This window comes from Caulobacter sp. S45, from assembly GCF_903642205.1.
GTDB lineage: Bacteria > Pseudomonadota > Alphaproteobacteria > Caulobacterales > Caulobacteraceae > CAHJWH01.
In genome coordinates, this window is the sequence record NZ_CAHJWH010000013.1 from 25082 (window position 1) to 35945 (window position 10864).

Consider the following 10864-nt stretch of genomic DNA (forward strand, 5'->3'; position numbering starts at 1 on the left):
GCCTGCGGCGACACTTCTCGGCTTTCATGCCGGCGCGGTGCACGCTAGGTCGCCTCCATGCATGAGCATCGAGGCCGGGTGCTGGTGATTGCCGGGTCGGACAGCGGAGGCGGAGCGGGCCTGCAGGCCGACGTCAAGACCATCACGATGCTCGGAGGTTACGCCTCTACCGCGGTGACGGCGGTGACCGTGCAGAACACCTTGGGCGTCCATGCCGTCTTCGCCATTCCCCCCGACATCGTACGGGCGCAGGGTCGCGTGGTGCTGGAGGATATCGGTGCGGATGCAGTGAAGGTAGGAATGTTGGGCGACGCCACCCTGGTGGAAGTCGCCGCGGAACTCATCGACGCCGCGGGCGAGGCGCCCGCGGTGATCGATCCGGTGATGGTCGCCAAGGGCGGCGCCTCCCTGGCGTCAGATGTGGCGGTGCAGGCCCTGCGCACCCTGCTGATCCCGCGCGCCGCCCTGCTGACCCCCAACGCGCCCGAGGCCGAGGCGCTCACCGGACGCGAGGTGCGTACGCCTGACCACCTGCATCGGGCCGGCGAGGCCCTACTGGAGGCCGGCGCCCGGGCCGTGCTGGTCAAGGGCGGTCACTTGCCGGGCGAGCGGTTGATCGACGTGCTGGTGACGCCCTACGGCGAGACCCGGTTCGAAGGTGGGCGCATCCACAGCCGCCACACCCATGGGACCGGCTGCACGCTGGCCTCTGCGGTCGCAGCGCGGCTGGCGCAGGGATGGCCGCTCGAACCGGCCGTGGCGGCCGCGCGCGACTATGTGCGCGAAGCCATACGGGCTGCGCCCGGTCTTGGGGGCGGCCATGGCCCGCTCCATCATGGCTGGCCTCTGGGCGACCCGGCCGACCCACCTGAGGCTACGGAGTACAGATGATGCGCCAGTGGACGGTGGATGCCTTCGCCGATCGGCCCTTCCGGGGCAATCCAGCCTGCGTGGTGGAGCCGTTCGACACCTGGCCGGGTGACGCCTGGATGCAGGCCCTGGCGGAGGAGAACAAGCAGGCGGAGACCGCCTTCCTGCGCCGCACCGCCGAGCCGGATCGCTTCGAGCTGCGATGGTTCACCCCGGCGCTGGAGGTTCCGCTCTGCGGCCACGCCACCCTGGCGTCCGCGCACGTGCTGTTCAGCGAACTCGGGTCGTCAGGCGAGGCGGTCCGCTTCCAGACCCGCAAGTCGGGCCTGCTTGGGGTAGAGCGCGCCGCGGAGGGTTACCGCATGGACTTTCCCGCAACCCCGGCCACGCCCGTCGCTACGCCGGCCGGGCTGGCCGAGGCGCTGGGCGTCGAGCCTCTGCAGGTCCTCTCCAGCCGCTTCCTGCTGGCGATCCTGCCGGACGAGGCGAGCGTGCGAAGCCTGCGCCCTGATCTTGCGAGGATCGAGCGGGTGAGCCGGGGCGCGAGCGAGCGGGGCAACGTCATCGTCAGCGCCGAAGCCGACCCGGGCGGACCCTACCGGGTGGTCAGCCGGTTCTTCGCGCCAGGATCGGGCATCCCCGAAGATCCCGCCACGGGGGCGGCCCACTGCATCCTGGCGCCCGTCTGGGCGGCCAAGCTGGGGCGGCTGGAGTTGGACTTCCACCAGGCCTATCCGGGGCGGGGAGGGGACCTGCGCTGCCGGGTGGCCGGCGAGCGGGTGATGATCGAGGGGCAGGCGGTCACCGTTATCGAGAGCCGCCTGCGGCTGCAGCCGTGACGTGGGCAAGGGCCGGAGCGAACTCCGGCCCTTCGGAGATCAGCAACGATAGGGGTGATAATAGCAGAAGCGGCGGCGGCCGTAGAAGGGCCGCCGGAATCCGTAGCCATAGCCATAGCCGTAGCGCGGCCCGAAGTGGCGATGGAAGTGGTGGTAGTAGTCGTAAGGTTGCGCGATGGCGGCAGGAGCAGCCGTGACCAGGGTGGCGGCCGCCACGGCGGCGAGAACTAGAGTTTTCATTGATAAATTCCCTTTCAAGTATCGATCACGCCCGACCTACCTCTCTCGCGGCAGCCGGGCGTCGCGGCGATCAGTAATGGCGGTGATGGAAGAAGTGGTGGTGGAAGAAGTGATGATGGTGGTGGTGATAGTAGGGATAGGCCTGGGCGCCTGAGGCCGCCGCGGTTAGCGCCAAGGTGGCGACGAGCGCCGAGACAAGCATCTTCATGAGTTGGCTCCAAGGTTCCGGCGACGCCCCTTGGCCCCACCCTTCCCATCCGACGAAACGGCCAAGCTCGCTGTGCGATCCAGGCCGGTGCGTCTGAGGCCATATTACGCGGCTCGCGGACTGAACCCGCTGTGAACGCCCCTCACGCGAGCGGTTCATCGCGCTTTTGCTTGCATCGCCGCGTGAAGCGGGGTTTCTGGCGGACGGGCCACACCCTCCCAACGGGGTGCAGTCCATCTGTAAGGATGGGAGACGTCGCCATGACCACCGCCCCGGCCAAACCGGACTTGCGCCCTGCGCGCCCCGAATTCTCCTCCGGGCCCTGCGCCAAGCGCCCCGGCTGGACCCCCGAAAACCTCCGATCCGCGGTGCTGGGCCGCTCGCATCGCTCCAAGCTCGGCAAGGCGCGGCTGCAGGAGGTTATCGCGCTCACCCGCGAGGTGCTGGAGGTCCCCGACACCCACCTGATCGGCATCGTCCCCGGCTCGGACACGGGCGCGGTCGAGATGGCCATGTGGTCCATGCTGGGCTGCCGGCCCGTCCAGCTGCTGGCCTTCGAGAGCTTCGGCAAGGACTGGGCGACCGACGCGGTCAAGCAGCTGAAACTCGATGCAGAGGTGCTGGACGCGCCCTACGGTGAGCTGCCGGACCTGTCCAAGGTGCGCCCCGACGCCGACCTGGTCTTCACCTGGAACGGCACGACCTCGGGCGTGCGCGTGCCCAGCGCTGACTTCATCGCCGGCGACCGAGGCGGGATCACGCTCTGCGACGCCACCTCGGCCTGCTTCGCCCAGGCGCTGGACTGGTCCAGGCTCGATGTGGTGACCTTCTCCTGGCAGAAGGCGCTGGGGGGCGAGGCGGCGCACGGGGTGCTGATCCTTGGCCCCCGCGCGGTAGAGCGGCTGGAGAGCTACACGCCCGACCGCGCGCTCCCCAAGCTGTTCCGCATGACCAAAGGCGGCAAGCTGAACGCCGATATCTTCGAGGGCGCGACGATCAACACGCCCTCCATGCTCTGCGTGGAGGACTGCATCGACGCGCTGAAGTGGGCGCAGTCCATCGGTGGCCTTGAGGAAATGCAGCGCCGCGCGGACCGCAACCTGGATGTGCTCGCCCGCTGGGTGGAGAAGACCGCGTGGGTGGCGTTCCTCGCCGCCGATCCGGCGGTGCGGTCCAACACCTCGGTCTGCCTGAAGATGGTCGATCCGAAGATCACCGCCCTGCCGGACAAGGCCCAAGCCGAGTTCGCCAAGAAGCTCGCGTCCCTGCTCGAGAAGGAGGGCGTGGCGCTCGACGTCGGCTCCTACCGCGATGCGCCGCCCGGTCTGCGCATCTGGTGCGGCGCTACGGTGGACCACACCGATCTGGAGGCGCTCACGCCCTGGCTGGACTGGGCCTTCGCCTCCGTCTCAACTGAATTCGCCGCCGTTTAGAGCACCGCCGCTCCGCGTCGGCCCCCTCAGTCGGCTTCGCCGACAGCTCCCCCCGCGGGGGAGCATCTGCGCCGCGACAGTCTCGATCCTCCCCCCCCTGGGGAGGGGGACCGCGAAGCGGTGGAGGGGGCTGCGCCGCTCACACAAGGATCACCAGACATGCCCCCCCGCGTCCTCATCGCCGACAAGCTCTCCCCCGCAGCGCTCGACATCTTCAAGGCCCGAGGCGTCCAGGCCGACGTCAAGACGGGCCTGAAGAAGGACGAACTGATCGCCATCATCGGCGACTATGACGGCCTGGCCGTCCGCTCCGCCACCAAGGCCGACAAGGCCGTGCTCGCCGCCGCCAAGTCCATGAAGGTGATCGGTCGAGCCGGCATCGGGGTCGACAACGTGGACATTCCGGCCGCGACCGCCGCCGGGATCGTGGTGATGAATACGCCCTTCGGCAACTCCATCACCACCGCCGAGCACGCCATCGCCATGATGTTCGCGCTGGCCCGCCAGCTCCCTGCCGCCGACACCTCCACCCAGGCCGGCCGCTGGGAGAAGAACCGGTTCATGGGGGTGGAGCTCTACGCCAAGACGCTGGGTCTGATCGGCGCCGGAAACATCGGCTCCATCGTCGCGGACCGCGCCAACGGGCTGAAGATGCGGGTGATCGCCTACGACCCCTTCCTCTCCACCGAGCGCGCGGTGGAGATCGGGGTGGAGAAGGTGGAGCTGGATCAGCTGCTGGCCCGCGCCGACATCATCACCCTGCACACGCCGATGACCGAGAAGACCCGCGGCATCCTCTCGGCCGAGGCGCTGGCCAAGACCAAGCGGGGCGTGCTGATCGTCAACTGCGCCCGGGGCGGCTTGGTGGACGAGGCGGCGCTGCGCGAGGCGCTGGAGAGCGGCCAGGTCGGCGGCGCCGGCTTCGACGTCTTCACCACAGAGCCCGCCACGGAGAACGTGCTGTTCGGCGCCCCCAACCTGATCGCCACCCCGCACTTGGGCGCCTCCACGCTCGAGGCACAGGAGAATGTGGCCTTGCAGGTGGCCGAGCAGATGAGCGACTACCTGCTCACGGGCGCGGTCACCAACGCCCTGAACAGCCCCTCAGTGACGGCGGAGGAGGCGCCCAAGCTGAAGCCCTTCGTGGCCCTGGCGGAGAAGCTCGGCGCGCTGGCGGGTCAGATGGTGGACGCGAACATCAAAGCCATCAACGTCGCCTTCGAGGGCGATGTCGCCAGCCTCAACGTCAAGCCAATGAGCGCGGCGCTGGTGGCGGGGATCCTACGGCCCATGCTGGCGGAGATCAACATGGTCTCCGCCCCCGCGGTGGCCAAGGAGCGCGGGATCGTGATCTCGGAAAGCCGCCAGGAGGCCAGCCCCGTCTATGACAGCCTGATCCGGGTGACGGTCACCACCGACATGGGCAAGCGCGCCTTCGCCGGCGTGGTGGTCGGCGGGTCGCCGCGGGTGGTGGAGGTCAAGGGCATGGAGCTGGACGCCAGCTTCCAGCCGGCCATGCTCTACGTCTCCAACCTGGACAAGCCGGGCTTCATCGGCGCGCTGGGCGGCCTGCTGGCCGAGGCGGGCGTGAACATCGCGACGTTCAATCTCGGCCGCCGGGCGGCGGGGGAGGACGCGATCGCGCTGGTGGGTGTGGACCAGGCGCTGGACGATGGCTTGCTGGCCAAGGTCCAGGCGCTGCCGCACGTGAAGGAAGTCCGTGGCCTCAGCTTCTGACGAGGGCGCCTTCCGCATCAGGCCTTACAGGCCTGAAGACGCGGCCCTGCTCGGACCAATCTACTTCGAGGCGGTGCGGCTTGGGTCGGCGAACGACTATACCGTCGAACAGCGGGAGGCCTGGTCGCCGTCTGTTCGGGATGGAAGCTGGTATGAAGCACGGGCCCAAGATGGGCGGTTCATCCTGGTGGCCGTCGACCTTCAGGGAAGTGCGATTGCGTACGGCGAGCTCGAAGCTGACGGCCATTTGGATCACCTCTACTGCCGGCCTGAATACCTGGGTCTCGGCGTAGGTGCGGCGCTCTATGACGCGCTGGAGCGGGAGGCGCGTCGGCGCGGCGTTTCCAAGCTGTATGTCGAGGCGAGTGAGGCCGCGCGAAGGCTGTTCCTCAAGAAGGATTTCACAGATCTCGGGCGGCGAGACTTTCAGCTGCGCGGTGCGTCCATCCACAACTACGCCATGGTCAAGCGGCTCGGCGGCTGAGTCCTCTCACAGATTCAGCAGCATGGGGTCGCCCCCTTGCGCGGCGATGTTCACTGACAAAGCCCGCTCCACCGCGTAGCGAAGTAGAGCATGCGGCCCTCCCGCCTTCGGCCCCGTTCCGGACAGCCCCTCCCCGCCGAAGGGCTGCACGCCGACCACCGCGCCGATAATCGAACGGTTCACGTAGACGTTGCCGGCGGGGACCAGCTCGCGCACCTGCTCGGCGAAGGCGTCGATGCGGGTGTGGACGCCCAGCGTCAGGCCATAGCGGCGCGCCGCCAGCTTGCCGGCCACCTTCTCTATGTCAGCCGGGTCGTAGCGGTAGATGTGCAGGATCGGGCCGAACACCTCTTGCTCGAGGAAATCCGGCGTGGGGACCTCGGCGATCACCGGGCCGAAGTAGGCGCCGGTTCCCGCCAGTTCGCCCACGTCGCGCCGGGCGATGATCTTGGCCTCGCGCTCCAGCCGGGCGACATGCTCGACCAGGAGGCGCCGGGCGTCCTCGTCGATCACCGGGCCGATGTCGGTGGTGGGATCGGCGCCGTCGCCGATCACCAGGGCCTCCAGCGCTCCCTTCAGGGTGGCGATGACCCCCTCGGCGCTGTCCTTGGGCACGTACAGCACCCGGAGCGCCGAGCAGCGCTGGCCGGCGGAGCCGATGGCCGACGCAATCACATCGTCCACCACCTGCTCCTTGAGCGCGGTGGTGTCGATGAACATGCCGTTGAGCCCGCCCGTCTCGGCGATGAAGGGCAGGATGGGGCCGTTGCGCGCCGCGAGCGTCCGGTTGATCGCCCAGGCGGTCGAGGTGCCGCCGGTGAAGGCCACCCCGTCCAGCTCTGGGTGGGAGGTCAGCGCCGCGCCGACCGTCTCGCCGCGGCCGGGTAGCAGCGCCAGCAGGTCCAGGTTCAGGCCTGCCTTGAAGAAAAGCCGCACGGCCTCGGCCGCGATCAGAGGCGTCTGCTCCGCGGGCTTGGCGAGCACCGCATTGCCGGCGGCGAGCGCGGCGGCGATCTGGCCGGTGAAGATGGCCAGCGGGAAGTTCCAAGGACTGATGCAGGCGAACACGCCCCGGCCCCGCAGTTCCAGGGCGTTGGTCTCGCCGACCGGGCCCTTCAGCACCTCCGGCGCGCGGAACTGCTCATCGGCCAGCACGGCGTAGTAGCGGCAGAAGTCGGCCGCCTCGCGCACCTCCGACACCGCGTCCGGCAGGGTCTTGCCGGCCTCTGCGGCGAGGAGGGCGACCAGGCGGTCGGTGTCGGCCTCCAGGGCGTCGCCCATGGCGCGCAACACACGCGCCCGCTTGGGGCCGCCGAGACGGTCCCAGGCCGGTTGGGCGCGGCGGGCGAGCTGGAAGGCGCGGTCGATGTCGGCTGTGCTCGCCTCGGCCGTTTCGCCCAGCACGCGGGCGGAGTCGGCGGGGCTGCGCACCGCCTGCCGCTCTACGCCGGCCGCGAGCTTGCCGCCGACGATCGGGCCGGCGGATAGCCTCTCGCCCTTCATGGCTTCAGCCGCGGCCGCCAGTCGCTCAACGTCGCTGCGCAGCGACAGGTCACGGCCGAGCGCGTTGACCCGCGTGGGGCCGTAGAGGTCGCGCGGGAGGGGGATCTTGGCGTGCGGCCCGGGATGGGCCTCCACCGCGGCGACCGGATCGCCGACCACCAGGGCGGCGGGCACGCCATCGTCCAGCAGGGCGTGGACGAAGGAGGTGTTGGCGCCGTTCTCCAGCAGGCGGCGCACCAGATAGGGCAGCAGGTCCTCGTGGCCGCCCACCGGCGCATAGGTCCGCAGCACCATGTCGTTTCCCAGCCGGGCGTAGGCCGCGCCGTAGAGCGCCTCGCCCATGCCGTGCAGGCGCTGGTGCTCCACCCGCACGTCCGCCGCCTTGGCCATGTGGTGCACGGCGGCCAGGGTGTGGGCGTTGTGGGTGGCGAACTGGGCATAGAGCGCCGGAGCGGCGTCGATCAGCGCCTTGGCCGCCACCAGGTAGGAGAGGTCGGTGGCCGGCTTGGTGGTGTAGACCGGATAGCCCGGCCGCCCCGCCACCTGAGCGCGCTTGATCTCGCTGTCCCAGTAGGCGCCCTTGACCAGGCGCACCATGATCCGCCGCCCCGAGCTGCGCGCCAGGGTCGCGACGCGCTCGATCACCTCAACCGCGCGCTTCTGGTAGGCCTGGACCACGACGCCGAGGCCCGTCCAGGCGCCGAGCTCCGCCTCGCCCGCCAGCCGTTCCAACAGCTTCAGCGAGAGCACCAGCCGGTCGGCTTCCTCCGCATCCAGGGCGAAGTTCAGGTCGTAACCCGCGGCCAGCACTGCGAGCCGCTTCAGCCGGGGGTAGAGCTCGCTCCAGACGCGCACCTCCTGCGTCGCCTCGTAACGGGGGCAGAGCGCCGAGAGCTTCACCGAGACGCCGTGGCCACGCTCAGGACCTGCGCCTGCCGTGGCCTCGCCCACCGCCTTGATGGCGCTGGCATAGAGCTGCTCGTAGCGGGCGGCGTCCTCGGCCGTGCGGGCGCCCTCGCCCAGCATGTCGAAGGAGCAGAGCGAGCCCTCCTTGCGCGCGCGGCGCAGCGCCTCCTCGATGGTGCGCCCGAGCACGAACTGCTCGCCCATGATCCGCACGGCCGCCTGCACCGCCTGGCGCACGACCGGTTCGCCCAGCCGCCCCGCCAGCTTCTTAACGAAACCGCTGACATCCCGCCTGGCGTCCTCGTCCACGTCCACCAGCTTTCCGGTCAGCATCAGCCCCCAGGTGGAGGCGTTGACGAACAGGCTGTCCGACCGGCCGAGGTGGCTCGCCCAGTCCGCCGAGCCGATCTTCTCGGCGATCAGCTTGTCGCGGGTGTCCTGGTCGGGGGTGCGGAGCAGCGCCTCGGCCAGGCACATCAGCGCCAGGCCCTCCTTGGTGCCCAGCGAGAACTCCTGCAGGAAGCTCTCCACCATGCCCTGGCGCTTGGCGGAGCGGCGGGCGGCGCGGACCAGGGTCTCGGCCTCGGCGTGGACCAGGGCGCGAGCCGTATCGTCCAGCGGGCAGGCGGTGAGCAGGGCGGCGATGGCCTCGCCCTCATCGCGGTACTTGTAGGCGTCCAGCGCGTCCCAATCCTGCAGCGTGGTCATGGCGGACTCCGGGCGTGACGCGAGAGCCGGCCTTGTACGTTGGATAGGGGCCAAGGGTGAAGCGCTGCCGACGGACCGTTCCGCTCAAGAAAAAGGCGAGGCGGCCGGAGTCGCCTCGCCCTCGGTCCAGGCGCCTTCGCCTGGGTCAGATGTTGCCGTTCGTGTGCGTGGTCCGCGGCTTGGACGCCCCGCCCATCTTCGGCCGGCGGCGCTGCGCCGCCCAGCCGAGCAGCACCAGGGCGATCAGCGCCAGCAGGCCGATGCCCATCACGCGTCCGGCGCCGCCGGCGGACCCAGTGGTCTTCTCGCCCAGCGTCAGGTCATGGCCTTCGCCCACCGCCGCCCGCACCGAGGCCTTCAGGGTGCCGCGGCCGGTGCCGGTCGGCGTCACCTTCCACGTGAAGGTGGTTGGGGTGTTCAGGGTCAGGGGCTGGGTCTGCGCCTCCCCTGGCACGATGGTGTAGCCCTCGCCTGCGAGCGAAGCCATCAGGTTCACCGTGGCCGCCTGGTCCGACAGGTTCTGCTTGGCGGCCTCGGTGTGCACCGTCTGGGCGAAGTCGGCCGGGACCGTCAGGGTGACGATGGAGGCCTGGTTCGGCTCCATGTGGGCGGGTGCGGTCAGCTGGGCGCGGCTGGCGAAGGCGTCGGCCAGGCTCTGCTGCAGCGCCTGGTAGCGGTCCGCCTCGGAGGCGGATCCCATGGTGTTGACGGCGCCTGTGGTGTTGGCCGATCCGCCCGTCGCCGCGGACACCACCGCGGCATTGATCGCGGGGTGATGGTGGTGACGGTGGTGGTCCAGCGCCTGCGGCTGGGGGAGCTGTGGCCCGGCCACCTGTGACTTGGCGGCCTTCGGGTGGAACGGCGTGGCGGGCTTGTGGACGGGGACCGGCGCCTTGGCATGGGCCGGTGCGGCCATCGCATAACGCGTCATCGGCCGGTGCATGAGCGGCGCTGAGGGCGAGTACCGGCGGTGCACGCGATGATGATGGACGGCATAGGCCGGCGGGCCATAGACGTGCATCCGGGCGTGGTGGCGGTGGTGGTGGCGCCGGCCATAGCCGCCCTCTACCCGCGCACGCTCGGGCGGGTTGGGGATCGGCTGCATGGAGGCCATGCCCACCTCGCCTTGATAGCGCTGGCCGGGGCCGGGCGGATAGCCGGCCGGCGGCATGCCATAGGCGCCGGCCGGCGGGCCGTAGCCCGGAGGCGGGCCATAACCGGGGGGCGGCCCCGCCTGGGCCATGCCGGGACCGGGTGGATAGCCCTGGGGCGGCGCATAGCCGGGGCTGCGCGTGGTCGGGCCGTAGCCGGTGGGCGCGCCCGAAAGGGTGGAGTCGTCCGGCGGCGGGGCGGCGGTCGCCTCGCGGGGGGCGGCGGAGGAGTAGGGGTGCTCTTCGCAGGCCGCCAGGGCCAGGGCCCCGCTGGTGGCGAGCGCGAGCGCTGCGAGCCTCACCCCCCTGCTGATCATCGCTCTGGTCATCATCCGCCTCGACACGCCGCGCTTCGTCCACTTTGGAACGGTTACGGTTCGTTCAGCAAACCCGGCGCCAGGGCGCACCGCAAGCCGGTTCGCCTTAGGGGCGTGCCGCGCGCGGCACGCGACTCTATTCAGCGGTTCGGCGCGGCCGCGCGGCCTCGTAGAGGGCGATGGCCGCGGCGGTGGAGACGTTCAGGCTCTCGAACCCTCCCGGCATGGGGATGGCGGCCAGCACGTCGCAATGCTCCGAAACGAGACGGCGCAGCCCCTCGCCCTCAGAGCCCAGTACCAGCACCACGGGGCCGCCGTCGAAAGCCTGCTCCAGCGTCACGTCCGCCTCGCCCGCCAGCCCCACCGTCCGCCAGCCCCGCTCGTCCAGGGCCTCCAGGGCGCGCGACAGGTTCACCACCCGCGCGCACGGCACCCGGTCCACCGCGCCCGCCGCCGCTTTGGCCAGGG

At 70.3% G+C, this 10864-nt stretch carries 10 protein-coding genes; 5 read left to right on the forward strand and 5 right to left on the reverse strand.

All coding sequences use genetic code 11. The annotated features are described in order from the left end of the window. The first annotated feature begins 57 nt into the window (after positions 1–57). Together thiD and HUV06_RS02865 are read left to right on the forward strand one after the other, a co-directional pair. The gene (gene thiD / locus HUV06_RS02860) at positions 58–891 is read left to right on the forward strand and encodes a bifunctional hydroxymethylpyrimidine kinase/phosphomethylpyrimidine kinase (RefSeq protein WP_174299764.1); all 834 of its coding nucleotides are present in this window, start codon (positions 58–60) and stop codon (positions 889–891) included. Then, positions 891–1709, forward strand: coding sequence for a PhzF family phenazine biosynthesis protein (locus HUV06_RS02865; RefSeq protein ID WP_174299765.1), 819 nt, complete (start codon positions 891–893; stop codon positions 1707–1709). The genes thiD and HUV06_RS02865 overlap by 1 nt, the downstream gene beginning before the upstream one ends. Before the next feature lie 39 nt (positions 1710–1748). Here the strand turns inward: HUV06_RS02865 and HUV06_RS02870 are convergent, their stop codons facing one another. Further along, complete coding sequence (locus HUV06_RS02870) at positions 1749–1949, reverse strand: hypothetical protein (RefSeq protein WP_174299766.1); 201 nt, start codon at positions 1947–1949, stop codon at positions 1749–1751. 70 nt (positions 1950–2019) lie between these two features. Then, positions 2020–2157 carry a hypothetical protein gene (locus tag HUV06_RS02875; RefSeq protein WP_174299767.1) on the reverse strand — a complete coding sequence of 46 codons (138 nt, stop codon included), beginning with the start codon at positions 2155–2157 and terminating at the stop codon, positions 2020–2022. Between the two features lie 260 nt (positions 2158–2417). On the opposite strand from HUV06_RS02875, the gene HUV06_RS02880 reads away from it, so the two are divergent. From HUV06_RS02880 to HUV06_RS02890, 3 genes are all read left to right on the forward strand, one after another. Continuing rightward, on the forward strand, positions 2418–3590 hold the full coding sequence (locus tag HUV06_RS02880; protein WP_174299768.1) for a phosphoserine transaminase: 1173 nt from the start codon (positions 2418–2420) through the stop codon (positions 3588–3590). A gap of 159 nt (positions 3591–3749) precedes the next feature. Beyond that, positions 3750–5327: a phosphoglycerate dehydrogenase gene (gene serA / locus HUV06_RS02885; protein ID WP_174299769.1), complete on the forward strand. Its 1578-nt coding sequence runs from the start codon at positions 3750–3752 to the stop codon at positions 5325–5327. Beyond that, positions 5311–5811 carry a GNAT family N-acetyltransferase gene (locus tag HUV06_RS02890; RefSeq protein WP_217433606.1) on the forward strand — a complete coding sequence of 167 codons (501 nt, stop codon included), beginning with the start codon at positions 5311–5313 and terminating at the stop codon, positions 5809–5811. Before serA ends, HUV06_RS02890 begins: the two co-directional genes overlap by 17 nt. A 6-nt stretch (positions 5812–5817) precedes the next feature. On the opposite strand, the gene putA is transcribed toward HUV06_RS02890, so the two are convergent. The 3 genes from putA to HUV06_RS02905 all read right to left on the reverse strand — a co-directional run. Next, positions 5818–8928, reverse strand: a complete 3111-nt coding sequence (putA, locus tag HUV06_RS02895; RefSeq protein WP_174299770.1) for a bifunctional proline dehydrogenase/L-glutamate gamma-semialdehyde dehydrogenase PutA — start codon at positions 8926–8928, stop codon at positions 5818–5820. Between the two features lie 145 nt (positions 8929–9073). Beyond that, positions 9074–10396 carry a hypothetical protein gene (locus HUV06_RS02900; protein WP_174299740.1) on the reverse strand — a complete coding sequence of 441 codons (1323 nt, stop codon included), beginning with the start codon at positions 10394–10396 and terminating at the stop codon, positions 9074–9076. Positions 10397–10532: 136 nt separating this feature from the next. After that, a partial coding sequence (locus tag HUV06_RS02905; protein ID WP_305793631.1) for a TrmH family RNA methyltransferase occupies positions 10533–10864 on the reverse strand: 332 nt, incomplete at its 5' end.

Coding starts and splice junctions, on each gene's coding strand:
- thiD (WP_174299764.1), top strand. CDS start 58: ATGCATGAGCATCGAGGCCGGGTGCTGGTGATTGCCGGGTCGGACAGC.
- HUV06_RS02880 (WP_174299768.1), top strand. CDS start 2,418: ATGACCACCGCCCCGGCCAAACCGGACTTGCGCCCTGCGCGCCCCGAA.
- HUV06_RS02870 (WP_174299766.1), bottom strand. CDS start 1,949: ATGAAAACTCTAGTTCTCGCCGCCGTGGCGGCCGCCACCCTGGTCACG.
- HUV06_RS02900 (WP_174299740.1), bottom strand. CDS start 10,396: ATGATCAGCAGGGGGGTGAGGCTCGCAGCGCTCGCGCTCGCCACCAGC.
- putA (WP_174299770.1), bottom strand. CDS start 8,928: ATGACCACGCTGCAGGATTGGGACGCGCTGGACGCCTACAAGTACCGC.
- serA (WP_174299769.1), top strand. CDS start 3,750: ATGCCCCCCCGCGTCCTCATCGCCGACAAGCTCTCCCCCGCAGCGCTC.
- HUV06_RS02875 (WP_174299767.1), bottom strand. CDS start 2,157: ATGAAGATGCTTGTCTCGGCGCTCGTCGCCACCTTGGCGCTAACCGCG.
- HUV06_RS02865 (WP_174299765.1), top strand. CDS start 891: ATGCGCCAGTGGACGGTGGATGCCTTCGCCGATCGGCCCTTCCGGGGC.